The sequence below is a fragment of the Aquimarina sp. AWH4_224 genome, from assembly GCF_056160245.1.
Window position 1 is genome coordinate 510,898 of sequence record NZ_JBSWWU010000002.1, and the last position, 23,678, is coordinate 534,575.

The 23,678-nt window shown below is 35.9% G+C and carries 24 protein-coding genes; 16 read left to right on the forward strand and 8 right to left on the reverse strand.

What is annotated here, in order from left to right; all coding sequences use genetic code 11:
* Positions 1 to 57 precede the first annotated feature (57 nt).
* Complete coding sequence (locus tag ACXAGJ_RS05570; protein WP_474837876.1) at positions 58 to 534, forward strand: acyl-CoA thioesterase; 477 nt, start codon at positions 58 to 60, stop codon at positions 532 to 534.
* Here the strand turns inward: ACXAGJ_RS05570 and ACXAGJ_RS05575 are convergent.
* Both ACXAGJ_RS05575 and ACXAGJ_RS05580 read right to left on the reverse strand, forming a co-directional pair.
* On the reverse strand, positions 526 to 1,419 hold the full coding sequence (locus ACXAGJ_RS05575) for a DMT family transporter (protein ID WP_474837878.1): 894 nt from the start codon (positions 1,417 to 1,419) through the stop codon (positions 526 to 528). The genes ACXAGJ_RS05570 and ACXAGJ_RS05575 overlap by 9 nt on opposite strands.
* The gene (locus tag ACXAGJ_RS05580) at positions 1,412 to 1,765 is read right to left on the reverse strand and encodes an arsenate reductase family protein (RefSeq protein ID WP_474837880.1); all 354 of its coding nucleotides are present in this window, start codon (positions 1,763 to 1,765) and stop codon (positions 1,412 to 1,414) included. Before ACXAGJ_RS05580 ends, ACXAGJ_RS05575 begins: the two co-directional genes overlap by 8 nt.
* An 88-nt stretch (positions 1,766 to 1,853) precedes the next feature.
* Between ACXAGJ_RS05580 and ACXAGJ_RS05585 the strand changes: the two genes are divergently transcribed.
* Positions 1,854 to 2,309, forward strand: a complete 456-nt coding sequence (locus ACXAGJ_RS05585; RefSeq protein ID WP_474837882.1) for a DinB family protein — start codon at positions 1,854 to 1,856, stop codon at positions 2,307 to 2,309.
* A gap of 43 nt (positions 2,310 to 2,352) precedes the next feature.
* A complete protein-coding gene (locus ACXAGJ_RS05590; RefSeq protein WP_474837884.1) occupies positions 2,353 to 3,870 on the forward strand; it encodes a serine hydrolase domain-containing protein in 1,518 nt (505 codons plus the stop codon).
* On the opposite strand, the gene ACXAGJ_RS05595 is transcribed toward ACXAGJ_RS05590, so the two are convergent.
* On the reverse strand, positions 3,846 to 4,625 hold the full coding sequence (locus tag ACXAGJ_RS05595; RefSeq protein ID WP_474837886.1) for a DUF3298 and DUF4163 domain-containing protein: 780 nt from the start codon (positions 4,623 to 4,625) through the stop codon (positions 3,846 to 3,848). The genes ACXAGJ_RS05590 and ACXAGJ_RS05595 overlap by 25 nt on opposite strands.
* Before the next feature lie 198 nt (positions 4,626 to 4,823).
* On the opposite strand from ACXAGJ_RS05595, the gene ACXAGJ_RS05600 reads away from it, so the two are divergent.
* From ACXAGJ_RS05600 to ACXAGJ_RS05635, 8 genes are all read left to right on the forward strand, one after another.
* Entirely contained in the window at positions 4,824 to 5,963 is a 1,140-nt protein-coding gene (locus ACXAGJ_RS05600; protein ID WP_474837888.1) for a cystathionine gamma-synthase, read from the forward strand.
* 99 nt (positions 5,964 to 6,062) lie between these two features.
* The gene (gene gdhA / locus ACXAGJ_RS05605; RefSeq protein ID WP_474837890.1) at positions 6,063 to 7,406 is read left to right on the forward strand and encodes an NADP-specific glutamate dehydrogenase; all 1,344 of its coding nucleotides are present in this window, start codon (positions 6,063 to 6,065) and stop codon (positions 7,404 to 7,406) included.
* Positions 7,407 to 7,598: 192 nt separating this feature from the next.
* A complete protein-coding gene (locus ACXAGJ_RS05610) occupies positions 7,599 to 9,317 on the forward strand; it encodes a DUF5018 domain-containing protein (RefSeq protein ID WP_474837892.1) in 1,719 nt (572 codons plus the stop codon).
* A gap of 121 nt (positions 9,318 to 9,438) precedes the next feature.
* The gene (locus ACXAGJ_RS05615) at positions 9,439 to 9,963 is read left to right on the forward strand and encodes a DUF4136 domain-containing protein (RefSeq protein ID WP_474837894.1); all 525 of its coding nucleotides are present in this window, start codon (positions 9,439 to 9,441) and stop codon (positions 9,961 to 9,963) included.
* Between the two features lie 100 nt (positions 9,964 to 10,063).
* Positions 10,064 to 10,558, forward strand: coding sequence for a tetratricopeptide repeat protein (locus tag ACXAGJ_RS05620; protein WP_073319838.1), 495 nt, complete (start codon positions 10,064 to 10,066; stop codon positions 10,556 to 10,558).
* Positions 10,559 to 10,582: 24 nt separating this feature from the next.
* Positions 10,583 to 11,302: a DNA repair protein RecO gene (gene recO, locus ACXAGJ_RS05625; RefSeq protein ID WP_474837896.1), complete on the forward strand. Its 720-nt coding sequence runs from the start codon at positions 10,583 to 10,585 to the stop codon at positions 11,300 to 11,302.
* Positions 11,303 to 11,305: 3 nt separating this feature from the next.
* Complete coding sequence (locus ACXAGJ_RS05630) at positions 11,306 to 13,714, forward strand: TonB-dependent receptor plug domain-containing protein (protein WP_474837898.1); 2,409 nt, start codon at positions 11,306 to 11,308, stop codon at positions 13,712 to 13,714.
* A 31-nt stretch (positions 13,715 to 13,745) separates the two neighbouring features.
* Positions 13,746 to 14,381, forward strand: a complete 636-nt coding sequence (locus ACXAGJ_RS05635) for an HAD family hydrolase (protein ID WP_474838055.1) — start codon at positions 13,746 to 13,748, stop codon at positions 14,379 to 14,381.
* Here the strand turns inward: ACXAGJ_RS05635 and ACXAGJ_RS05640 are convergent.
* The gene (locus tag ACXAGJ_RS05640; RefSeq protein ID WP_474837900.1) at positions 14,378 to 14,872 is read right to left on the reverse strand and encodes a nuclear transport factor 2 family protein; all 495 of its coding nucleotides are present in this window, start codon (positions 14,870 to 14,872) and stop codon (positions 14,378 to 14,380) included. The two genes, ACXAGJ_RS05635 and ACXAGJ_RS05640, sit on opposite strands and share 4 nt — an antisense overlap.
* A 5-nt stretch (positions 14,873 to 14,877) precedes the next feature.
* Complete coding sequence (locus tag ACXAGJ_RS05645; RefSeq protein WP_474837902.1) at positions 14,878 to 15,417, reverse strand: hypothetical protein; 540 nt, start codon at positions 15,415 to 15,417, stop codon at positions 14,878 to 14,880.
* Between the two features lie 490 nt (positions 15,418 to 15,907).
* On the opposite strand from ACXAGJ_RS05645, the gene ACXAGJ_RS05650 reads away from it, so the two are divergent.
* The 3 genes from ACXAGJ_RS05650 to ACXAGJ_RS05660 all read left to right on the forward strand — a co-directional run bounded on the left by ACXAGJ_RS05650 (position 15,908) and on the right by ACXAGJ_RS05660 (position 19,322).
* Positions 15,908 to 17,485, forward strand: a complete 1,578-nt coding sequence (locus ACXAGJ_RS05650; RefSeq protein ID WP_474837904.1) for a solute:sodium symporter family transporter — start codon at positions 15,908 to 15,910, stop codon at positions 17,483 to 17,485.
* A 16-nt stretch (positions 17,486 to 17,501) separates the two neighbouring features.
* The gene (locus tag ACXAGJ_RS05655) at positions 17,502 to 18,647 is read left to right on the forward strand and encodes an AraC family transcriptional regulator (protein ID WP_474837906.1); all 1,146 of its coding nucleotides are present in this window, start codon (positions 17,502 to 17,504) and stop codon (positions 18,645 to 18,647) included.
* 78 nt (positions 18,648 to 18,725) lie between these two features.
* Positions 18,726 to 19,322, forward strand: a complete 597-nt coding sequence (locus ACXAGJ_RS05660; protein WP_474837908.1) for a YceI family protein — start codon at positions 18,726 to 18,728, stop codon at positions 19,320 to 19,322.
* 38 nt (positions 19,323 to 19,360) lie between these two features.
* On the opposite strand, the gene ACXAGJ_RS05665 is transcribed toward ACXAGJ_RS05660, so the two are convergent.
* On the reverse strand, positions 19,361 to 19,777 hold the full coding sequence (locus tag ACXAGJ_RS05665; RefSeq protein ID WP_474837910.1) for a hypothetical protein: 417 nt from the start codon (positions 19,775 to 19,777) through the stop codon (positions 19,361 to 19,363).
* 1 nt (position 19,778) lies between these two features.
* A complete protein-coding gene (locus ACXAGJ_RS05670) occupies positions 19,779 to 20,285 on the reverse strand; it encodes an ankyrin repeat domain-containing protein (RefSeq protein WP_211483328.1) in 507 nt (168 codons plus the stop codon).
* A gap of 231 nt (positions 20,286 to 20,516) precedes the next feature.
* Between ACXAGJ_RS05670 and ACXAGJ_RS05675 the strand changes: the two genes are divergently transcribed.
* The gene (locus tag ACXAGJ_RS05675) at positions 20,517 to 21,563 is read left to right on the forward strand and encodes a sensor histidine kinase (RefSeq protein WP_474837912.1); all 1,047 of its coding nucleotides are present in this window, start codon (positions 20,517 to 20,519) and stop codon (positions 21,561 to 21,563) included.
* Positions 21,553 to 22,257, forward strand: coding sequence for a LytR/AlgR family response regulator transcription factor (locus tag ACXAGJ_RS05680; RefSeq protein ID WP_474837914.1), 705 nt, complete (start codon positions 21,553 to 21,555; stop codon positions 22,255 to 22,257). Before ACXAGJ_RS05675 ends, ACXAGJ_RS05680 begins: the two co-directional genes overlap by 11 nt.
* A gap of 3 nt (positions 22,258 to 22,260) precedes the next feature.
* On the opposite strand, the gene ACXAGJ_RS05685 is transcribed toward ACXAGJ_RS05680, so the two are convergent.
* Positions 22,261 to 23,655 carry a hypothetical protein gene (locus ACXAGJ_RS05685; protein ID WP_474837916.1) on the reverse strand — a complete coding sequence of 465 codons (1,395 nt, stop codon included), beginning with the start codon at positions 23,653 to 23,655 and terminating at the stop codon, positions 22,261 to 22,263.
* Positions 23,656 to 23,678 lie beyond the last annotated feature (23 nt).

Here is a 23,678-nt window from a genome sequence, read left to right on the forward strand (position 1 = left end):
TTTATTATGCATGCATAATAAAATGTTTCGTATTTTTGTAAAGCAAAAAACAAAGATATGTACATAAAAGATTTTGAAATACGTTGGAATGATATCGACGCTAATCGGCACCTGGCAAACAAGGCCTATATAGAATTTGCTGCACATACTCGTATGTCCTTCTTGTCAGAACAGGGGTTTGACAGAAGATTATTAGGGAAGTTCAATGTTGGTCCTGTGGTTTTTTATGAGCATATCTATTACTTCAAAGAGGTTTTTTATGGACCTCCGGTACGAGTTTCTCTAGAAGTTTCTGGCCTTAGTGAAGATGGAATGTTTTTTGAATTTAGGCACAACTTCTACGACTATAAAGGAAGAAATTTTGCGCAATGCGAAATGATGGGAGCGTGGATGGATCTGGGGAGTAGAAAACTAATCCCACTACCAGCAGAGATGATGAAATTTATGGATAAGATAGAGCGTCCATCTGATTTTAAAATTCTTACCAAAGAAGATACCAGAAGGTTTAATAAAAAACCTGTAGATTTAGGGTAAAGCCTTAGGTTTTTTGGTGACCAGGTAGACACCGATAAACACTAACACGGCCGAAATCACTTTAATCAGATTCAAAGAGTCTGCTCCCATAGCCATGGCAAAACTAATGGCGAGTAAAGGTTGTAAATAGATAAATGCACCAATGGTAGAGGCTTTTAGCGTTTTTAATGCAAAAACATTCAGTAAATAGGTAAAGAAGGTGGTACCCACTACCACAAAAGCCATTTTCAAAATCACATCAAATGGAAGAGATGTCCAAGCTACCTCATTAAATTCTGAGATAGTCACTGGAAAATTAATCACTATGGCGAGTAGAAAAAACCATTTCATCAATGTAAAAGAGTGATACTTGGTGGTAAGCGGTTTTACCATCACCAAATAAATCGCGTAAGAGGCAGCATTGATGATAAAAAGCGCATTTCCTAAAGGTATATTTGGAGCGTCTTGACGCACTTCGGCACCAAAAAGAATAAGTCCCAATGCTCCAGAAAATCCAAGCAATATCCCAACGGTTCGAAGAATGGTGATTTTTTCTTTTATAAAGATGGCCGAAAGGATAAATACCATAATAGGAGATATGGTAATCATTACCGAACTATTAATCGGGGTAGAGAGTTGTAATCCTTTAAAAAACATCAACATGTTGATGACCATTCCAAAAACGGTACATCCCAGGATTCTGGGCCAATCTTTATGGTCAATTTTTTCTTTAGGAGCCCATAAAGCGGCAATCCAAAACAGTACAGCAGCACCAACTACCCGTAGCAAAATAAACCCAAAGGGTTTAATGTACATAGGCATAATTCCTTTGGCAACGGTATGATTTACAGCATAAATCAAACTAGCGCCAAAGGCAGCAAGTAATGCTGCAGTTCTTTTATCCATGTATGGCTTCTTTTGCGGCGGCTACCGCTTTTTTACTATTTCCAACAAAAATTTGCTGATCGTGGATAAACACCGGGCGTTTTAAGAATGTATAGTGCTCAAGGATTAGATTTTTATAATCCTCTTCGGTAAGATTTTGATTTTTGAGATCACGCTCTTTATACAATCGTGCGCGTTTGCTGAATAAGGCTTCATAGCTTCCAGCTAGCTTGTGCATTTCCTGAATTTGTTCGTTGGTAATCGCTTCTGTTTTGATATCCTGCAATACAACTTCTGAAGGAAGTTCTAATTCGTTGATGATGCGTTTGCAAGTATCACAAGTAGAGAGATGGTATAATTTTTTCACAGCTGAAATTATTTAATGTCAAAATCATCACAAAGGAAATTCATTTAAGAATTAAAACTTATATTTTTGGCTAAAAATTAAGAACTTCATGCAACATCTTTTAGAAATTACACGCACGAATCGCCGTTTACTAGAAAAAATTCTTAACGCTCATTCGCTAGAGCAACTCAATACCGTTCCAGAAGGGTTTCAAAACAATTTGATCTGGAACATTGCGCACGTTATTGTCACACAACAACTGTTGGCCTATAAATTAAGTGGATTACCGATGATGGTGAGTGATGAAATGGTGGCTAAATTTAGAAAAGGGACAAAAACTGAAGGTGTGGTATCACAAGAAGAAGTAGATCAAGTACGTTCGCTTTTATTTACAACCTTGGATCAAACCCAAAAAGATATCGAAGCGGGAATTTTTAAGAACTTTCAGGAGTATCCTACCAGTACCGGTTTTGTGTTAAAATCTATAGAAGATGCCCTGAATTTCAATAATTTTCATGAAGGAATTCACCTGGGATATGTTTTGGCATTGAAAAAGGCCTTATAAGCCATTTTTTGGTGAAGAAATAGGGTTCAATAAATCAAAAATCATGATGAAACACTATGGGTATCTTCTCCTTTTAGGACTGTTGTTTATTAGTTGTGGCAAAGAAGAACAACCGAAATTTAATGCAACCAAGAATTTTGAGCAGGAACTCCTTCAACTTCAAGATTTTTTTAAGATTCCCGGCTTAGCTGTTGTCGTTCAAGAAGGAGAAGAAATCGTGCAAGAAGCCTATTTTGGAGTTTCGGATGTAGACCGTAAGATTGCCCTTGATGCTGAAGTAGTATTTCCTATAGCTTCTGTGACCAAGGTCTTTTCGGGAGTATTAATGATGAAACTAGTCGAGCAGGGGAAACTGTCTTTGGATGATTCCTTAAAAACCTATTTTCCGAACCTACCCATTAAAGAACCTATATTACTCAAACATGTTTTATCTCATACTTCTCAAGGTGATGAAGTAGGAAAACATTTTTACTATAGTTCCCGTTTTGGAGCGCTAACCAAAATCATTGAAGAAGCATCTGGAGATACTTTTGAAGGGTATATGAAGGCTGAGATATTTGATCCTTTGGGCTTGAAAAACACCTTTTTGCTTAAGGATTCTTTGCAATTAGCTGAAAGTAATTTTACAGTAGCGCAGCCCTACATTCTGGAAGAAGGTACCATTACAAAAGGTTTTGTGGATTATGGATCTTCAGCTTCAGCAGGGATCGTATCTAATTTGAAGGACTTAAGCACTTTTAATAATGCTTTGGATCAGGATATACTGATTTCTAAGGAATCCAAAGAGTTGTTGTTCAAAGGTGTTGAAGAAGATTTACCCTATGGATATGGCATTTTTAGTCAGACATTTCAAGGTGAATCACTAATTTGGGGTTATGGTCAGTATGATTGTTATTCAGGTTTGTGGTTGAAAGTTCCCTCAAAAAATTTGTCTCTTATTTTGTTAGCCAACAATAACTTAATGAGTGATCCGGCAAGATTGATCTATGGAGATGTTGCATCTTCACTTTTTGCCTTAAGTTTTTTGAAAAACTATGTCTACCAATTTGCAGATATGCCACTTTTGGAGACAGAGGCATCTACTACAACCGAACAAGCATATACAAATCAAGAGTTTTATCGAAAAAAACTGTTGTCACAAGCGCTATCCTCTTCTTTTATGGCTCGGTATGATGTAAAACATATGGAAACCAGTAAAATGCTTCTTAATAAAATATTTTCTGAGTTCCCTAACTATCTGGATTATGCAGATATCAATCTCATGCACACCCTTTCTTTTTTGAAAGATGTTACATTTTATAGGGGTATGGAGTCTTTTAATGATTTTGATCCACAAATAGAGAAGATAGGGGTGCATTTACTGAAACAAGATCCACAAAATCCTTATCTGCATATGTATATGGGGACTTATTTTGATAGGAAAGGCACTGTTGAAAAAGCATTCTTTCATTTTCGTCAAATTGTTGAAGCAAATAACTTTTCTAGGAATTGGTATACTGCAGAAGCTGAAAACTGGTTGAAAGAGACCAAACCAGATTATAAAATATCAAAGGCAAAATAAGAAGCAACGTCTTCTTTATTCATTTTAATTTCTATTGGTCCTTCGGCATACGAACTGATTTCGTAAGTGTTGTAATACAAAATTACTGCAGTATCCGTGAACCCTATATTTTCTGGTAGCGCAAATGCATCATTTTCAAAAAAGAAACCAGTGCTATTAATGGATTCACTCTGTAAGATTTCATAAGTGGATCGAAATACACGTTCAGCATAATCTTTGAAAGCGCTATAATCCCTAAACAACTTTTTGTTTTTAATAGGTAATCCGGTTTTGCGATCTATATTAATAAATGAAACCGCTCCGTAGCCATGTGCTCCACCGGTAAAGACATAAGAGTCCATCAATATAGAGAGCATACTTTGGCATTGAAAACTTACTTCGGAATCTATGGATACTTCGTACGGAGGAATTTCTTCTGGGAATTCCTGATGTGCCTCCTGATAAGATCGGTTAAATCGTTTGATCGCTTGTTTTATTTCTACAGGAGATAAGTTTTCCTCCAAATTCAACACTGCGCAAGCGGCTTTTTCAATTTCCTTATTTATGTTTTTACAAATAGGACTGTCATCTACGACATTAACGAGATGAATATCTACTATAGGACAATCTTCTCCTTCACAAATCGAGTGTGTTTTGTTGGTGATATTTTGTTTTTCAAAAGTGAAAGATTCATTGGTATTACAGCCTTGAAGCAACAATACAAATGCGACAAAAAATAATGAAAAAAGTCGGCTGTTAGGTTTTGTGTTAATCATCTACTAAAGGTATTCATTGATATATGATTAGAACGAATTAAATCATACATTTGTTCAGTTTTTTAACAAAAAAGCAAGTTATTTTTTCTCGTAAAAATGTACAAATAAATGTAACGAGTTATAGCAAAGTTTTTGACCAAAATCGAAAATAATGAGTTGACGAGTTCCATTTGACATTTGAAACGATATGATAAGCATATGAAATTTAATACCAAAACTATACACGGAGGACAGCAACACGATCCAGCATATGGAGCAGTGATGCCACCCATTTACCAAACCTCAACCTATGCGCAAACCACACCAGGTGGGCACAAGGGGTTTGAATATAGTAGAACACATAACCCAACACGACAAGCTTTAGAAAATGCATTAGCCAGTATCGAAAATGGAAAATATGGATTGGCGTTTGGATCCGGATTGGCGGCAATTGATGCAGTTATTAAGTTACTAAAGCCTGGTGATGAAGTGATTTCTACTAACGATTTGTACGGAGGGACCTATCGTTTGTTTACCAAGATTTTTGAAGACTTTGGCATTAAGTTCCATTTTATTGGGATGAACAATGCTGATAAGGTGGAGCGTCATGTAAATGATCATACAAAACTGATCTGGGTAGAGACGCCAACAAACCCAATGATGAACATCATTAATATCAAAGCAATTGCTGGTGTTGCCAAAAAACACAATGTTTTGTTGGCTGTAGATAATACCTTTGCTACACCATATTTGCAAAGGCCATTGGACTTGGGAGCAGATATCGTAATGCACAGTGCTACCAAATATATAGGAGGACACAGTGACCTGGTAATGGGAGCGCTTATTGTAAAAGATGATGCTGTTGCAGAGAAATTGTATTTCATACAAAACGCCAGTGGCGCAGTTTGTGGTCCACAGGATAGTTTCCTTGCGCTTCGTGGTATAAAAACATTACACATTCGTATGCAACGCCATTGCGAAAACGGTGAGGCGATTGCAAAATACTTAAAAAATCATCCAAAAATCGAAAAAGTATATTGGCCAGGTTTTGAAGATCATCCAAATTATGATATTGCCAAAGAGCAAATGGATGGTTTTGGGGGAATGATTTCTTTTGTGCCTAAAGGCAGCGATTATGAAAGTGCAATCAAAATTGTAGAAAACTTAAAGATTTTCACACTAGCAGAGTCATTAGGAGGAGTAGAAAGCCTTGCAGGACATCCTGCAAGTATGACACATGCTTCTATACCGAAAGAAGAAAGAGAAAAAACCGGGGTTGTTGATTCGTTAATTCGATTGAGTGTAGGTATAGAAGATGTAGATGATCTTATTGCAGATTTAGAACAAGCGATAGGGTAAGTTATTAAATTCAAAAAAACAGACATGGTTTTTTAAGAATATCATATCTTTGAGACCAAATTTTACTTATCAAATAAGAATCCATTAATTCTTTAACATATGCAAGCAAAAATCGATGCATTTATGGAAGAAGTAAGAGCTCGTAATCAATATGAGCCAGAGTTCTTACAAGCTGTGCAAGAGGTAGCAGAAACTGTGATCCCTTACATTGCCAAAAATGAAATTTATAATGGCAAAAACATTCTGTTACGAATGGTGGAGCCAGAAAGGGTGATCATGTTCCGTGTGCCTTGGGTAGATGACCAGGGAGAAATTCATGTCAATAGAGGATATAGAATCCAGATGAATTCTGCTATCGGACCATACAAAGGAGGACTTCGTTTTCATCCATCGGTGAATTTGAGTATTCTAAAATTCTTGGCTTTCGAACAAGTATTCAAAAATAGCTTAACGACACTTCCTATGGGAGGTGGTAAAGGAGGTTCGGATTTCGATCCTAAAGGAAAATCTGATGCCGAAGTAATGCGTTTTTGTCATAGTTTCATGAGTGAATTGTACAGACATATCGGTCCAAATACCGATGTACCTGCTGGAGATATAGGTGTAGGTACTCGAGAAATCGGATTCCTATTCGGGAAGTACAGAAGAATGAAGAATGAGTTTACCGGAGTACTTACAGGAAAAGGAATTACATGGGGTGGATCATTGATTCGACCTGAAGCAACTGGATATGGTGCGGTTTATTTTGCACAGAATATGCTGGAAACCAAAGGGGATTCTTTTGCAGGAAAAACAGTTACCGTTTCTGGATCAGGTAATGTGGCACAATATGCTACAGAAAAAGCGACTCAACTAGGAGCAAAAGTAGTTACGCTTTCTGATTCTTCAGGATATATTTACGACAAAGATGGTATCGACCAAGAAAAGCTTGCTTTTGTTATGGAGCTTAAAAATGTAAGAAGAGGTCGTATCCATGAGTATGTGGAGAAATACCCTTCTGCTGTTTTCCATAAAGGAAAAACTCCATGGGGAGAGAAATGTGATATCGCATTACCATGTGCTACACAAAATGAACTAAATGGAGATGATGCAAAAACACTTATTGCTAACGGATGTGCATGTGTAAGTGAAGGAGCTAATATGCCAAGTACTCCAGAAGCGATTGCTGCATTCCATGAGGCTAAGATATTCTTTGCACCAGGTAAAGCATCTAACGCAGGTGGAGTAGCGACTTCGGGATTAGAGATGACACAGAACTCTTTGCGTTTTAACTGGACTAGAGAAGAAGTGGATGAAAAACTGAAGCAAATTATGGGTGATATCCATAAAGCTTGTTTAGAATACGGTACAGATAGCAATGGTTATGTGGATTATGTAAAAGGAGCCAATATTGCTGGATTCGTAAAAGTGGCAGACGCTATGCTTGCCCAGGGAGTGATCTAAATAAAATAACATAGTTTGATAAAAGCCGTTCGGGATTCCCGAGCGGCTTTTGTTTTTTTGAAGCACTTGAGTTGAGTTTTTAGGGACTATAAACTTTTTATAAAAAAATTAATTTTTTTAGGTAACAAATTAGAGAGGAAAGATACTTAACTATAGCGATAAAGAATTAATCAAAAAAACAACGAATCAGACATGATGAAAAATGTGATCAAAGGAGTAAAAATGTTACTCCTTTTTAACTTAATTGTACTAACCTATTCTTGTAATGAAGATGAAGAAGTAGTTTTGAGTGATGAAAATTTTATTACTTCTTTTAAATTAACAAGTGGTAATTATGAACAAAATTTTGAGGTTAAAGAAAATACGATTCAAGGCAGCACTCCATATTTTGTAGACGAAGAAGATATCGTATTGACGATACTCGTCTCTGATAAGGCTGCTATTAGCCCAAACCCTGCTTCTATTACTTCAATTAAGGATCTTACCAATTTTACAATTACAGCAGAGAATGGAGAGAAAAGAACATATGTAATAGGAATCAATCGAGAGCTACATGATGAAAACGAAATATTATCCTTTAATCTTAAAAGTGGTGATTACCAAGAAGATTTTGAAGTTGAAGAAGGAACAATAAGTGGAACGACACCTTATTACATCGACGACGAGGATGTAACGTTAACTATAGAAGTATCGAATCGTGCAACGGTTACACCAGATCCAGAAACGATAAAAAGTATTAAAGAACCTTTAGAGTTAATAGTAACCGCAGAAAATGGTGAGGAAAAGATATTTAATGTTGATATTAAAAGGAATGAAAGTCCAGAAAATGATCTAGTATCATTCAATTTAAAAAGTGGAGATTATGTAGAGGATTTTGAAGTTGTTGAAAATGAAATAAATGGAAGAACACCATATTATATAGATGACGAAGACGTTACTTTAACTATTGAGGTATCTAATCATGCCACCATTACTCCAGATCCTAGTACAGTAAAAAGTATTGTAGACCCTATAACCTTTACGGTAACTGCAGAAAATGGAGATGAACAGAGTTTTACAGTAGACATCAAAAGAGATTTAAGTCCAGAAAAAGAGCTGTTATCATTCGAAATCGATACTGATATTTTTAAGAGAAGTCTGGATATCGATGAAGAAAGCGGAACTATTTTTCAGAGAATTCTACCTGATGTGAATTTGATGTCTTTAACCCCTATAGTTACCATTTCTAATAGAGCAACCATATCTCCGGATCCAGAGACGATATTGGATTATACTAACCCAATTGTCTTTACGGTAACTGCAGAAAATGGAGATACAAAAGAATATACAGTAACGCTAGAAAGCATGGATGTGGATTATGATGTACAATGTGATATCACTAATGCATTTAAATGGTTTGGTGGTGATGACCGTGTAGTCCCTGATGTTCCAGAAATTGGCCCTAGAAATGTGGGTACTGGTCAGACGGTGATATTAAAAAAGGATACCAATCCGACCTCATTTGGAGTGCATTTCAGTGATCCTTTTAGATCAGATAATACCGGAGCAACATATAATGGGAATTTTGAAATAAAATTGAATATTAGAGAATCAAACGGAAATATTATAGCTTCAAAAATTACCACGGTTCAAGGACCATTTAATGGAGGTTGGGTAGATTTTGATTTATCTTCATTATATCTTTTGCTAGAAAATGATACCAACTACTTTTTTACATGGTACTTAATTAATGGAGAAGCTCTAGGTGTTTCTACCGGATCAACTGCTAATGTTGACGAAGCTGATGAAATTCATAATGGATCAGGGTTTACTGGAGAATCCAAATCAGAAAATGGTACCAGTCTGGAAGACTGGGATACTTGGTACCCACATGAATGGCATTTTAGTTTCAGAATTAGTGGTAAGCAATAATTGATCAAAGCATTTCGTATAAAAATCCGTTTGAGACTTGTCTCAAACGGATTTTTTAATATATCGCATATAAATATCTAGCACATAACAATTTGTTGTGTACTTTTATAAAAAAGTACAGATGAAAAAGATTATTTTATTGTGGTTATCCTTAGGGCTTGTTTCTTGCGGTAGTAGTTATGTGAACTATGATTATGATGAACAACAGGACTTTTCGAAATATAAAACGTATGCTTTTTATCCCGAAATGAATTCTGGATTAAACGAGTTAGATGAAAAAAGGTTGATTCGTAGTACAGAAGCAGTGCTACAGTCCATTGGTTTTACTCCGTCAAACACGCCTGACATTTACATTAACTTTAAGACCAGATTGTTTGAACAGGCATCTAACAATAACATAGGTGTTGGTATAGGAGGAGGAAATCGTGGGATTGGAGTAGGAGTTGGTGGATCAATCCCAATCGGTGGCCCGCAAACATTTCTTGGGATTACTACCGATTTTGTGGATGTAGGAAGTAACAATCTAGTATGGCAAGCGATTTCTGAAGGAAGATTTAATATGAATGCCAAACCCGAGAATAGAGAAAACTTCTTTTTGAAAATCATGCAAAAAACATTTTCAAAATATCCGCCTAAAAAGAAATGATGACATAAATATCTTGTTTCAAAAACAAAGAGAATACCCCTATTTTTGATTACATTTGATTGCAACACAATTACTTTATATAACGTATAAAAAGAAAGGTATGGATCACCTTACAAAACTGGAAGAAATGCTTCATCGAGCCAATGATGATATCAAGAATGGATATTATGACGAAGCGACCAATAAGCTAGAAAAGATTATTGATATGGATCCCAATTTTGGAAAGGCATATAATCATCTTGGGTATCTGTACGAAGTAAAGTTTAAGGAATACGAAAAGGGAGAAACCCTTTATAAGTTGTGCCTTGAAAAAAGTCCGATGTACCCTAGTGTCTATTATAACTATGCGATTTTACTATCTACACTTGGTAAATGGGAAGAGTTAAAGAGTTTACTGGATACGGCAATGAATATTCCCGGAATTACAAAATCTACTATTTATAACGAATATGCAATTATGTATGAACAACAAGGGGAATTGGATAAAGCAATCGAACACTATAAAAAATGCGCATTGAACACCCTGGATAAAAACACATTAACCAGGGCTAAGGAGTCATTAGAAAGATGTAAAATGAAAAAGGAATTCTTGTAATAGCTTAATGATTCTGATTGCAACATGATTGTAAATACACCTGCAATAGTACTACACGCTATTCGATATGGAGAAGCAGATTTGATAGCGACATTGTTTACAAGAAAAGATGGTTTACGATCATACATGCTTAGAGGAGTTTTGAAATCTAAAAAAGGCAAAATCAGATCCTCTTTTTTTCAGCCTTTGATGCTTTTGGATATCGAAGCTTCGCACAAAAACAAAGGTACTTTAGAACGACTACGAGATGTACGAGTTTTATCTCATTATACCAGTCTACATACAGACCATATAAAAAGCGCTTTGGTATTTTTTATTGCCGATATTCTCAAAAGTTCGATTCAGGAACAAGAATCTAATGTTGATCTGTTTGATTATCTTCAAACTACAATCCTTTGGCTCGATGCTCATGATAAAATCGCAAATTTCCATATTACATTTCTAATTAAGTTAACCCAGTATTTGGGTTTTTTTCCGGATTTGTCTCAAATCGACGCCCCTTATTTTAATATGCAAGAAGGAGTATTTCAATCTGTGGATACTAATGTTTATTGTGTCGAGGGGCAGCATATATCCAAGTTCAAAGAGTTTTTAGGCACAACATTTGAGGGGAGTATGGATATTAGTTTGTCGAAGAAGACACGAAGTGAGGTTCTTGCTATGCTATTATTATATTTTGAACTACATTTGCACGGCTTTAAGAAACCAAAATCACTTTCGGTTTTAAATGAAATTTTCAAATAGGTAATGCGTTTAATACTTACTGTTTTATTATTCTTTATTCTCGCTCCTTTTGTAAATGCTCAACAAATATCGGTACTTAGTAAAGCTTCGAAAACACCGATACCTAATGTTGCTATTTACAACAAGGATAAATCAAAAAGTGCGCTTACCGATTTTGATGGTGTTGCTGATATATCTTCATTTGCAGATAGGGAACTTTTATTTTTTGATCATGTTTCGCATGTAAATCTACATATACGGAAATCCGAAGTTGTTAGAAAAGGAAATACGGTATACATGGTCGTTGATGAAAATCAACTTTCTGAAGTGGTGATATCGGTTTCTAAATGGGAACAGGATAAAGATGACATCACTCATAAGGTGTTGAGTATTACTTCAGAAGACATATCGCAATCCACACCACAAACCTCAGCAGATCTGCTACAGAATAGTGGGCAGGTATTTGTTCAAAAAAGTCAGTTGGGTGGGGGTAGTCCCATTATTAGAGGTTTTTCTACAAACCGTCTTCTAATTACCGTAGATGGAGTACGTATGAATACCGCGATTTTTAGAGGGGGAAATGTGCAAAATGTAATATCCATAGATCCTTTTACTATTGGTAGAACCGAAGTTATTTTGGGGCCAGGTTCTGTGGTATATGGTAGTGATGCCATAGGAGGAGTTATGAATTTTTATACCGAAAAACCTAAGTTTTCGGTAACTGGAGAGCATGTGATCACCGGGAATGTGTTAGCCAGATATGCAAGTGCAAGTAATGAAAAGACAGGTCATATAGACTTAAACATAGGATTGAATAAATGGGCTTTTTTAACTAGTGTAAGTTATACCGATTTTGATGATCTACGAATGGGGAGTAATGGACCAGATGATTATTTGAGAACAGAGTTTGTTGAACGAATTAATGGTCAGGATGTAGTTCTTCAAAATCCGGATCCAGAAGAACAAGTGTTTACTGGATATGACCAAGTAAATTTTTTGCAAAAAATACATTTTACACCCAACGAAACTTGGGACTTTAATGCGGATTTGATCTACACTACTTCTTCAGACTATCCCAGGTATGATCGATTAATCAGACGTAGGGATGGGAATTTGCAGTCGGCAGAATGGTTTTACGGTCCACAACGCTGGTTCATGGGAAACTTACAAGTAGCTCAAAAATCGAGAAGCAGACTATATGATAAAATGAAGATCACAGCGGCCTATCAGTTTTTTGAAGAAAGTCGAAACGATCGAAATTTTGGAAGTACCATATTAGAGAGAACACAAGAACAGGTGGATGTATACTCTTTAAATGTAGATTTCGAGAAAAAATATAGCTCAAAGACCTCATTTTACTACGGGTTAGAATACATACTGAATAATGTCTTTTCTGATGGATCCCGTAGAGATATCGAAACTGGTGTAGTAGAAAATGCACCCTCAAGATACCCAGATGGATCTACCTGGCAATCGATTGCTGCTTATTTGAGTATTCAGAATAATTTTAGCGAAAAACTAAGATTTCAAGGAGGATTACGATACAACAGAATCATTTTGTTTTCGCAATATGATGATGAGTTTTTTGACTTCCCTTTTGATGAAGCTAATCTGGATACGGATGCATTAACTGGTACAGCTGGGTTAAGTTGGTTGCCAAATGATATCCTTCATTGGAAATTAAACTTTTCTACGGCGTTTAGAGCTCCAAATATTGATGATGTTGGTAAAATATTTGATTCAGAACCTGGTTCTGTAGTGGTGCCGAATCCAGATTTAAGACCAGAATATGCTTATAATGGAGAATTAGGACTTAGTGCTAAATTTGGGAATCGTTTTACATTGGATTTGGCTACATATTATACCTATCTGGATAATGCCTTGGTGCGAAGTGATTTTGATCTGAATGGAGAAACTGAAATCCTGTTTGGAGGTGAATTGAGTAATGTACAGGCTATTCAAAATGCGGCCAGAGCACGGATTTATGGTTTTGAAGCAGGCCTGAAATATAACTTTGCTAAAAACTTTGAGTTTGCCTCGCAATATACCTTTGTGGGTGGGGAAGAAGAGTTAGAAGGTGGTTTAATCACCCCGTCAAGACATGTGTCTCCGCAGTTTGGTAATTCTAGTCTTACTTTTCGCAATGATAAGTTGATGTTGAGTACTTTTGTGCAATACAATGGGACATTTGATTTTGAGGACCTTGCTCCGTCACAACAAAATAATCCATCCCTTTATGCAAGTGACGAAAATGGGAATCCGTATTCTCCTTCCTGGTATACTTTAAACTTTAGATCTCAGTATAACGTGACCAAAAATATTACCGGAATCTTTTCTGTAGAGAATATCACAGATCAACGTTATCGACCATATTCCTCTGGAATTGCAGGTGCGGGAAGAAATTTTATCGCGTCGTTAAAATATTCATTTTAATACCATAATTGTTCTGAAAAACAAGCTTTTCATATTTGATATTGATGGTACTTTAACCGATAGTGTTCCTATGTATTTGATTTCGGTCACCAAATCGTTACAAGCATTAGGAATTAAAGATATCGATACCGACTACAATAACTACAAGCATCATACAGATAGTTATGCATTGCGATACAATTATGAGCGTAATTTTGAATCCGAGATGCCAAAGGGGCTATTGCATGATTTTGAAGAGGATTTGGTGCTGCAGATGAACAAATTTGATCCTGTTGTAGAAATTAATGGAGCAAAAAGATTACTGGATTTTCTTAGAGATCAAAAAATACCGTTTTGTTTTGCTACTGGCGCACTACCTAAGCCAGCAATACTAAAATTAGAACAATGTAACCTTTGGTATGATGAACAATTGCTAGCTACCTCAAAAACGCATGAGTCTAGAGAAGGATTTGTACTGGATGCTATTGATCGGGCAAAGCGGTTCTACCAGAAATCCGAGTTTGATCAGGTGATATCTGTTGGAGATGGAATATGGGACTTGAAAACTGCGCAGAATTTATCCCTGGATTTTGTAGGGATAGGAGAGCGGAACAAAAACAAACTTCTTGCTGCTGGTGCAGCGCATTGTTTTGATGATCTTAGTGCATTTCAAGCTACGATGGACTAGTTCTTACCAGCTCTTAATTGCTGCATAAGCGTGGTGTCAAAGTTTTGTTTCAGTTTGGTGATTTCTGCTACATTTTCGTTGGGAATAGCGATCGATAATACATAGTGTTTCACCTTCCATCCATCAGTTGTTTTTTCTACTACACCACTTCCTCTGCAAATACCCATTTGGGTGTCCAACAATTCGTCAAACCAGGCTAAAGTATCACCTTCTTTAACAAAAATGTTTCGTTCCAAAGTCGAGAAACTCCAGGCTTTACCTTTGTCAAAATAGGGTTTTGCAAAAGATTTAAACGCGTCATACGACCAATTTTCTGTCGGATCTGTACCTATAAAAATGGCATCATTAGTCATACGGCCAAAATAGGCTTCAAAATCGGCATCTGCTGCTGCTTTATGCCAGGATACAAGCAGTTGATCAATGTCGGTTTTTGCTTGGCCAAAACAAACACTGCAATAAACTACGGATAAAATGAGGAGGATATTTTTCATAGTATTTATTCATCTTTATTTTCTTCATCCAAATCACGCAAAAGCTCTTTTTCAATATTTTCTGGTATGGCCAAAGACAATTCATTAAGTTGAACGATCAAACTATTATAGGCTGTAAGCAAACGCGTATTTTGCTCAAGAATTTTCTCGGGTTTGGGATTTTTGGTTTCCGTTACTTGCTTGAGTAGACCAGATTCGGTCATAAGCACAGAAATTCGAGAATTGATTGTGTTTACATTCAAATCTTCTGAAAGATTTTCGTCAAAAACCTGAATTAGTATTTGAATACTATCAGCATACTTTTTTACATAGTATGGGTTAGCGGTTTTTAGTGTTTGGCTTAAATTTCGCAGGTTTTGAAAATCCTCAAAAGTTTCAAGGTCTTTTTCTCCTTGCGAAGAGAGCTTCAACAGATCTAGTCGTATATGGTCTTTAGAAAGGCTATCCAGTGGTTTCTCTGTAGGAACTACTTGTGCTTCTGTTTTGATTTCCTTTTTACAAGAAAAACAAAAACAAATCATCACCATAAAAAGAAGAATTCGCATTACAATACTATATTAATTTATTGGTAAGGACTCAAAAATAGGGGATTTATGGCAAGCATTCTAATTCTGGCAATAGATAGTGCGGTTTTTTTGAATTTGCTGGTAGATCACTCTTCAAAAAAGAACCTCGAATGAAGATTTCACTCGAGGTTCAGCGATCACATAAGTATCAAGTTAAGATTCAGGTGGTAGCTTTAAATGCGGTATCAAAAATGTTGAGTTTGTGTTAAGATAGATACCACGATTTGAAACGCAAATATGCGATAATAGTATTCTTTTATGTAAAAATTAACATTCATTTAGTACATGAAAATGCCTGTGGGGACTTATGAAATAGGTAGGGTTGTTTTTTCTTAAACATTTAATAATCATGAAGAGGCTTCTCAAAAATAGATGAGTTTAGCGTCTTTTTGAAAGAATTTATCAAATCGAAAATGTTAATAATAGTTTAAAATAATTCCTATATATTTAATCTCAAAACACAATCATTATGGGTTTACTTTCCTTTTTAGGCTTCACTTTATTAGTGGGAATAATCTCTTATATCGCCTCGCGTAAAACAAATGAAAACACTTCGGATGGTTATTTCTTAGGAGGTCGAAGTCTTACAGGAGTGGTCATAGCAGGTTCATTGTTACTTACCAATTTGTCTACAGAACAGATCGTTGGGCTTAATGGGCAGGCATTTACTGAGGGAGTTTTGGTAATGGCTTGGGAGACGTTGGCTGCGATTGCCATGGTGATTACCGCTGTGTTTTTGTTACCGAGATACCTTAAAGGAGGGATTACCACAGTACCCCAGTTTTTAGAAAAACGATATGATACGGTGACCAAAACCATTGCATCCGGACTATTTCTGTCTGGGTATGCAATTGTATTATTGCCAATCGTATTATATACCGGTTCGTTGGCGTTAAGTACCATGTTTGATGTGCCTGGATTATTAGGAGTTTCCAAAAATGCAGCTATTTGGATTTGTGTTTTTGGGATTGGTATTATCGGTTCGATTTATGCAATTTTTGGAGGATTAAAAGCTGTAGCGGTTTCGGATACGATTAATGCTATAGGATTATTGATCGGGGGGATTATGATTCCCGTATTTGGATTGCTGGAAATAGGAGATGGAAGTATCGGGGAGGGATTGACTACTTTGTTTAGAGATAATCCAGAGAAATTTGACTCTATTGGTGATAGTGAGGCTTCTGTACCGTTTGCTACTATTTTTACTGGGATGATGTTGGTGCAATTGTTTTATTGGGGAACAAATCAAGCGATAATCCAAAGAGCGTTGGGAGCAAAAAACCTGAAAGAAGGACAAAAAGGATTAATGTTGGCAGCCTTCATCAAAATATTAGGTCCATTGATTGTAGTGCTTCCAGGAGTTATAGCATTTCATATGTTTGGAGATACATTAGAGAAAGCCGATGAAGCTTATCCCACCTTAGTGAGTAAAGTATTACCACTATCCTTGGTCGGGTTCTTTGCTGCGGTGTTATTTGGTGCCATATTGAGTTCTTTTAATAGTGCATTAAATAGTTCGGTTACCCTGTTTGGAATAGATATCTATAAGCAATATGTAAATAAAGAAGCGACAGAGCGCCAAACCGTATTTGCAGGAAAACTGTTTGGAGTAGGTCTGGCCTTGTTTGCTATGATTATTGCTCCGCTCTTACAAAGTGCAGAGAGTATTTTTGGATACTTGCAGCAGGTTAATGGATGCTACAGTATTCCTATTCTTACCATTATTGTTGTAGGATATCTTACCAAAAATGTTCCAGCTATTGCAGCAAAAATTGCTATTGTCTCTGGTGCAGTGCTGTACATAATTTATGTAGTGTTGGATGGTACGATAATGGAGGATCAATTTCCGCATTTCTTGCATGTCATGGCGATACTTTTTGTTTTCAATGTAGGAGTTATGCTAATTATTGGTAAATTGTATCCAAGAGCAGTTCCGTTCGAGTTAGAGTACACCAAAAAAGTGGATATCGTTCCATGGAAAGCTGTCAAAGTTGTGGGTGTATTGATTTGTGCGATTGTAATTGCAACATATATCTACTTTTCATAAAACATAAAAACCGTTAATGCGTATTGATTTTTGGTCGGCATTATTACTTATAGTTATTTTTCAAGGGATTTTCCTGATTTCAGTACTATTGTTTTCGCCCAAAAAACGTATCCGAAAGGAGAATACCTACCTTGTAGGCATACTTCTGGTGTTGATTTGGTTCATGCTGGAATTTTTCTCCATCCGACAACGATTGCACATCCCATTTAGCATTTTTTATGGAACCCGATATGGATCTTGGTTTCTATTGGGACCATTGTCGTTGTTTTATTTCAAATCAATGGTGGATCAACAATGGAAACCTAGATTCAAAGAAGTACTACATTTCTTACCCTTTCTAATCTTTGTAGTCGTTCTTCCTCTTTTTGTTGATGATATTATCAACAAAAGACAAGTTGATTATGGAATGCTTTCGGTTTTTGATCATAGAAAAAAAGTGATCAGTCCTATTCAATATGTATATGCTGTGGTGTTTATTACTCAATTTGTTCACCTAGGGTTTTACCTCTTCAGAAATTTATACATCATTCAAAATTATAGTAGAGCATTGAGATTTGAATATGCACACATAGAGCCAGCACTTCGATGGGCGAAGCTTTTTAACAGAATACTTCTGGTCGTTGTCGTATTTTCATCACTGTTTTTATACCTCCTTTTGGTAACAGATATTTATAGAAGACATCTGGATTACATATACGTGCTCCCCACGGGAGTTTTATTCTATGTAATAGGATACTATTTGATGAACGCAGAATGGCAACCCATTCAACTTAAGAAAGAAAAGTACGCAAAAAGCACCTTGAAATCACAAGAAGTAGCAACCTACGTTCAGCAGTTGAAGGATTTAATCGAAAACGAAAAAATCTATTTGAATAGTAAGATTCGGTTAGATGATGTAGCCAAAATGATGGACATCCCTTCTCATCATGTTTCTCAGATTATTAACGAACATTTTAATTCTTCTTTTTTTGATTTGATTAATAGCAGTCGGGTAGAAGAAGCTAAAAAAAGAATACAACAACATCCTGAATATACGCTGTTGCGGATTGCATTTGATGCCGGATTTAATAATAAAACCTCTTTTGTCAACGCTTTCAAAAAGTTTGATGGGAATACGCCTTCAGCTTTCCGAAAAAGCGTTGTTCATACTAATCAATTATAAAGTTTGGCAATACTTATAAAGGTTGTCGCCTGGGATATCAGATAGTTTTATCATTGAGGTATAATCAAAAAACACCTTATGATGAAAACAAAAACATTCCTACCATTACTATTATTTTTCTCATTTCTTAATCTCGGATTCTACTCAGCAAATGATCAGTACCTATTGGATGTTGGGCATACTTATATTGGTTTTGATGTAGAACGTTTTCTGGTAGGTGAAGTCACGGGTAGATTTAATGAATTTGCTGGTGACATCTCATTGCAAAATGAAAATATAGAGAGTTTACAAGCAAATATTAAGATTCAAACCAATAGTTTGGATACTAATAATGAAGTAAGAGACGGTCACCTTAAAGGAAAAATGTGGTTGGATACGGCGTCATATCCAGAAATTAACTTTGTGTCTACAGCAGTGACCAAAAACCAGGAAAATCAATATGTCATGGAAGGGGATTTAACCATTCGGGGAATCACAAAACGCATTCAGTTTCCGATAACTGTTTCTGGTCCTTTTAAGGATCCTACAAAGAAAATAGCTATAGGTATTAAAGCCGATTTGGTCATCGATCGATTCGATTTCGGAATTATGTTCAACAAAAAGATGGATAATGGGCCCTTTTTTATAGGAAATGAGGTTAAAATCAAGATAAGAACGTTGGCGTATAAAAAGTAATTGGATATAAATAAAAAGTGAGTTCCAGAACTCACTTTTTATACTTTTTCTTTACTGTAATATTCTGATCCGGTTACAAAGGAATCTTTGATTTCCAGAAAATGATACCCTATCCAAATTCCAAGAATAAGACCACTACCACCTACAACCGTATACCAAATAGGATCGTTAGTATTACCAAAGAAAATTAAGAATACTGTTTCCATTATGATAAGGTTGCTAATCATCCAGGGAATGATAAACGTGTAGGTTTTGCCTAGTATTCTGCTTACATGACCAGCAGCAATAGCCGCTAGAAAAGTAAAAAAACCACTAAATATCACAATCGATGTGCTGGCATTAGTATAGTGTGCACCATTGAATAGTATTTCTTGTACAAAAGAGGTAAACATTGCAAGGGCTATTGTGCCCAAAATAATACCCAGGACACAAAATAGGGTGGCTTTTATATTCATATTAGTAAAGTTGAATTTTGGTTTCTGTAGCTCCAAGTGAGATGAGGTAATCCTTAACTTCTTTGGCTTCATCTCCCCCACGTTCTGCATGATGTAGTAGGGTAAACCCATGCGGGCCTTTGGCATGAAGTGCATTTGGGAAAAAGCTTAGCGTAGGTTTTATAATATCGATCCTGCCAAAAAGAGCTGCCGTAAAAATATTGGCTTGGGCGCCTTTATCGATAAGAAATGTTGCTAATTCTTTATACCCGACATGACTAGCAGCTCCCAAGGCAGTTTCGAAATCACCATTTTTCCAGTCATGAGCAGCATTGAGAAGTGTGGGATATTCTTCAAGAAGTTCCTTAACCTTATCAAATTTGCCATGGCCTGCGCCCACAAATTCGGCGACTATTTTTTTGTCTAATTGTGTTTTTTCTGAAAAAGGTTGCGAAAAAACTGATGTAACAGGAAACATAAGAGTACCCGCTGAGCCAATTCCGGTTTTTATGAATTGTGATCTATTCATGATGTTCGTTTTTTGATTGATGATTGATGCACCTTTACGGGAGCTATATGAAAGTACTTCAGAATGAGTTACATTGAATGAATTTTATACAAGTTTCGCAAAGAATTCTGCATACCTTTATGTTCTTTATGTCAACTGCCTAAATAGGATGTTTGCATAAATTCAACCGATATAGGCATAAAAATTTCAGAAGTTGAAAAGATATCTCATAGTTTTGAAGGTCATCAGTATATGCAGTTGAGGATAAAACATATTACCTATCATATTTTGTTCTGGGTGGTGGTAACCGCATCTTTTACCATCTCAGAATGGGGATATATGCATTCGTTCAAAGGAGCATTGATCTATGAACTTCTAGTGCTACCATCCAGGTTCATTGCGGTGTACATCAATTGGTTTATTCTGATTCCGATGTTTTTGTATAAGAATAAATTACTACCCTATTTTACCATTCTGATCTTGTTGTTGTTGGTTATTGCGGTGGGTCATCGGTATTTTGTGCTGTATTGGGGGTTTCCTAAGTTTTTCCCACAATGGTTAGTAGGTCAGAAAATAGAGCCTTTGGCGTTTTCCAAAATAATTCAGGTAGTGCTTATCATTATCTCACCAGTGGCGTTTACCACAGGATTTAAGCTTTTTATGGATTGGTATAAGCAACGACGAGAAACCGAAGTGCTCAAACAAGAAAAGACCAATGCCGAATTAAAGTTTTTACGATCACAGACTAACCCTCACTTTTTGTTCAATACCCTAAATAGTATTTATGGTTTGGCTCTCGAGAAATCTGAAAAAACACCAAGCTTAATTCTTAAATTGTCTGATATTTTGAGTTATACTTTGTATGAGTCCAACACCAAACTGGTTTTGCTGACCAAAGAATTAAAACTGATCGAGAATATTATCGCACTCGAAAAAGAGCGATACGAAAAAAGGGTAGTGATCGATTTTGAAGTGAGCGGCGAAACTGAAGGAATTAAAATTCCACCTCTAATTCTTGTCCCTTTTATAGAGAACGCGTTTAAGCACGGACTTAAAAATGAAGTAAAAAAAGGATGGATCAAGGTGAATATTGGGGTTAACAATAATGAGTTGTCTTTTAAAGCTGAAAATAGCATTTCTACCCAAGAAGAAGAGAATGCCTGTGGAGGACTGGGACTTCAAAATATTTGTCGCCGATTGGATTTATTATATGGAGAGAACAAAAAGTTGATCATTGACAAAACCAATGATGCTTTTCGTGTAGATTTAACCATAAAACTACAGCAAGATGAAGCTTAAATGTGTTATCGTAGATGATGAACCCATTGCACAAAATATAGTAAAAGGGTTTGTAGAAGATGTTCCTGATCTGGAAGTATTCGCCATTTGCGACAATGCCATGGATGCACTAAAAATCTTACAACAGCACAAGATCGACATCTTGTTTCTTGATATAGAAATGCCTAAGATAAGTGGCTTAAGCTTTTTAAAAACTTTAAATCATCCTCCTACAACCATTATTACTACTGCCTATAGAGAGTTTGCTCTAGAAGGATATGAGCTCGATGTTGCCGATTACTTACTAAAACCCTTTTCTTTTGAGCGATTCCTAAAGGCAGTAAATAAGGTAACTCGATCGGTAGAGACACCAGTAGTAGAAACTGCAGCTTGTAAAAAGACCTATGAGTATTTTAAAGTAGATCGAAAGAACATACGCATAGACTATGATGATATCGTATATATCGAAGGGTTAAGTAACTATGTGAAAATTCATCTCAAAGACAAACATTTTGTCGTTTATCACAAACTCATAGATTTACAAAAACTGTTGCCAAAAGAGGATTTTGTGCGGATTCACAAATCATATATTGTTGCATTTGATAAGATCAAAGCATACGGTACTGATTATGTAGATGTGTTAGACACTCAACTCTCTATTGGAAATACGTATAAAGAAAACTTTATGAGGATGTTGTCTCAAAGACACTCTTGAGATTTAATGTTTTCTATGGATTGCCCAATCCTCAAAATCGATATAACCTAAAACATCTTCTGGAATCGGGTTGACAATTAGCTCTTCTTTTAATGTAATAAATGCCTTTCTTTTTTCTTGCGACGTGTATTCTACTGTTTTTGATAAAAATTTCAATAGAATCTTTTGGTAAGAAACTATGTTTTCTTGCTTTTTTAGATGTTTTTTGAAATTGTCGATTAAATACCGTAATGTGAATCCGTTTCCGAGTTCATAATGTACCAAAAGATTCAGCCAATGGGTATAGGTGATCAAATCTTTTCGATCTTTTTTGGTTTGACGATTTAGAATGGCATTGATCCAATGCAGGGATGTTTTGTAGTCGTTTTTGGTAAAATAAATAGCGGCAAATTGATAACTGAATGAAAGTCTGTAATTATTAGGAATAAGGGTAGCGTGTTGTGTCATAAATTCCTGTATTTCTTGAATGACTTCATGAGTAGTGTGCAGTTCTTTTAGGTTTCGATGAATTTCTAGTTCTATATTGTATAGTCGTAATTTTTCTTTAATCAATGCTGCCGAAGTGGTAGAAACTTGGGATGCCTTTTGTTTAATTAGCAAGATGCGTACAAAAGCTTTTTTATATTCCTTTCTGAATACTAAAAAACCTAGTAAATTATTACAAACTGAAAAATACATCGGGAAAAACTCATGAAGCATTTCTGGGTATTGCTCCCATTCTTTGATCAGGTCTTCTAAAGTGCGTCTCGCTTTTTCCGGATCTTTGGATAGCAAGAGTTTCCTGTATTTATGAAGGGTTTTGAGTGTTTTGTTTTGTAGGGAACCACTTTTTTTGTGTGAAAGCGAAAATTGAGTAGGGTCAATATTAGCGAGCAAGAGATCGATATATTCGTTGGTAGATTTTAAGGTTGTTCTTTGTTCTAGTATAATAGTACGAAGCGTTTCGAAATCCTGAGGATTCAAAGCTTGATAAACCTTTCTTTTCCAATCCTGGATATGAAACAACAAGGTGTCTTGCTGAAAACTTTTTGCTTTTTTTTCCGCTCGTTTCAGTTCACTGTCGCAAATAGTGTATTGTCCTTTGTGAAATAAAATTTCCACGTTGCGAAGAATATCCAAAAGCTCCGTGTTTTTTGAAATTTTAGCATGGTAATTCCGGAGCGATTGTAAAATACGATGTTTTAAATAGTTTTTTATAGTGGTAAGTTGATTGACAAAAGCTTTGTCCTTAAAAATGGTTTTTATTTCTTGTTCATTGTATTCTTTTTGCGCTTCTATGGCATCAAACAAAACTAAATATTCTGCAGAGTCGCTTCCTTGAGCACTGAGCTTAAAATAACGCTTTTCACTCTTAGATAAGGATTGGATAAGATGGAATAATTCTTCGCTTTTCTTCATTTTAGAAACCTATGTTTTTTCAA

What these genes read in the sequence shown, in the direction of transcription:
- ACXAGJ_RS05595 (WP_474837886.1), bottom strand. Translation starts at nt 4,625, where the DNA reads ATGATTAACACAAAACCTAACAGCCGACTTTTTTCATTATTTTTTGTC.
- ACXAGJ_RS05575 (WP_474837878.1), bottom strand. Translation starts at nt 1,419, where the DNA reads ATGGATAAAAGAACTGCAGCATTACTTGCTGCCTTTGGCGCTAGTTTG.
- ACXAGJ_RS05610 (WP_474837892.1), top strand. Translation starts at nt 7,599, where the DNA reads ATGATGAAAAATGTGATCAAAGGAGTAAAAATGTTACTCCTTTTTAAC.
- ACXAGJ_RS05640 (WP_474837900.1), bottom strand. Translation starts at nt 14,872, where the DNA reads ATGAAAAATATCCTCCTCATTTTATCCGTAGTTTATTGCAGTGTTTGT.
- ACXAGJ_RS05585 (WP_474837882.1), top strand. Translation starts at nt 1,854, where the DNA reads ATGCAACATCTTTTAGAAATTACACGCACGAATCGCCGTTTACTAGAA.
- ACXAGJ_RS05655 (WP_474837906.1), top strand. Translation starts at nt 17,502, where the DNA reads ATGCGTATTGATTTTTGGTCGGCATTATTACTTATAGTTATTTTTCAA.
- ACXAGJ_RS05645 (WP_474837902.1), bottom strand. Translation starts at nt 15,417, where the DNA reads ATGCGAATTCTTCTTTTTATGGTGATGATTTGTTTTTGTTTTTCTTGT.
- recO (WP_474837896.1), top strand. Translation starts at nt 10,583, where the DNA reads ATGATTGTAAATACACCTGCAATAGTACTACACGCTATTCGATATGGA.
- ACXAGJ_RS05680 (WP_474837914.1), top strand. Translation starts at nt 21,553, where the DNA reads ATGAAGCTTAAATGTGTTATCGTAGATGATGAACCCATTGCACAAAAT.
- ACXAGJ_RS05615 (WP_474837894.1), top strand. Translation starts at nt 9,439, where the DNA reads ATGAAAAAGATTATTTTATTGTGGTTATCCTTAGGGCTTGTTTCTTGC.
- ACXAGJ_RS05590 (WP_474837884.1), top strand. Translation starts at nt 2,353, where the DNA reads ATGATGAAACACTATGGGTATCTTCTCCTTTTAGGACTGTTGTTTATT.
- ACXAGJ_RS05670 (WP_211483328.1), bottom strand. Translation starts at nt 20,285, where the DNA reads ATGAATAGATCACAATTCATAAAAACCGGAATTGGCTCAGCGGGTACT.
- ACXAGJ_RS05650 (WP_474837904.1), top strand. Translation starts at nt 15,908, where the DNA reads ATGGGTTTACTTTCCTTTTTAGGCTTCACTTTATTAGTGGGAATAATC.
- gdhA (WP_474837890.1), top strand. Translation starts at nt 6,063, where the DNA reads ATGCAAGCAAAAATCGATGCATTTATGGAAGAAGTAAGAGCTCGTAAT.
- ACXAGJ_RS05665 (WP_474837910.1), bottom strand. Translation starts at nt 19,777, where the DNA reads ATGAATATAAAAGCCACCCTATTTTGTGTCCTGGGTATTATTTTGGGC.
- ACXAGJ_RS05660 (WP_474837908.1), top strand. Translation starts at nt 18,726, where the DNA reads ATGATGAAAACAAAAACATTCCTACCATTACTATTATTTTTCTCATTT.
- ACXAGJ_RS05620 (WP_073319838.1), top strand. Translation starts at nt 10,064, where the DNA reads ATGGATCACCTTACAAAACTGGAAGAAATGCTTCATCGAGCCAATGAT.
- ACXAGJ_RS05600 (WP_474837888.1), top strand. Translation starts at nt 4,824, where the DNA reads ATGAAATTTAATACCAAAACTATACACGGAGGACAGCAACACGATCCA.
- ACXAGJ_RS05630 (WP_474837898.1), top strand. Translation starts at nt 11,306, where the DNA reads ATGCGTTTAATACTTACTGTTTTATTATTCTTTATTCTCGCTCCTTTT.
- ACXAGJ_RS05685 (WP_474837916.1), bottom strand. Translation starts at nt 23,655, where the DNA reads ATGAAGAAAAGCGAAGAATTATTCCATCTTATCCAATCCTTATCTAAG.
- ACXAGJ_RS05675 (WP_474837912.1), top strand. Translation starts at nt 20,517, where the DNA reads ATGCAGTTGAGGATAAAACATATTACCTATCATATTTTGTTCTGGGTG.
- ACXAGJ_RS05570 (WP_474837876.1), top strand. Translation starts at nt 58, where the DNA reads ATGTACATAAAAGATTTTGAAATACGTTGGAATGATATCGACGCTAAT.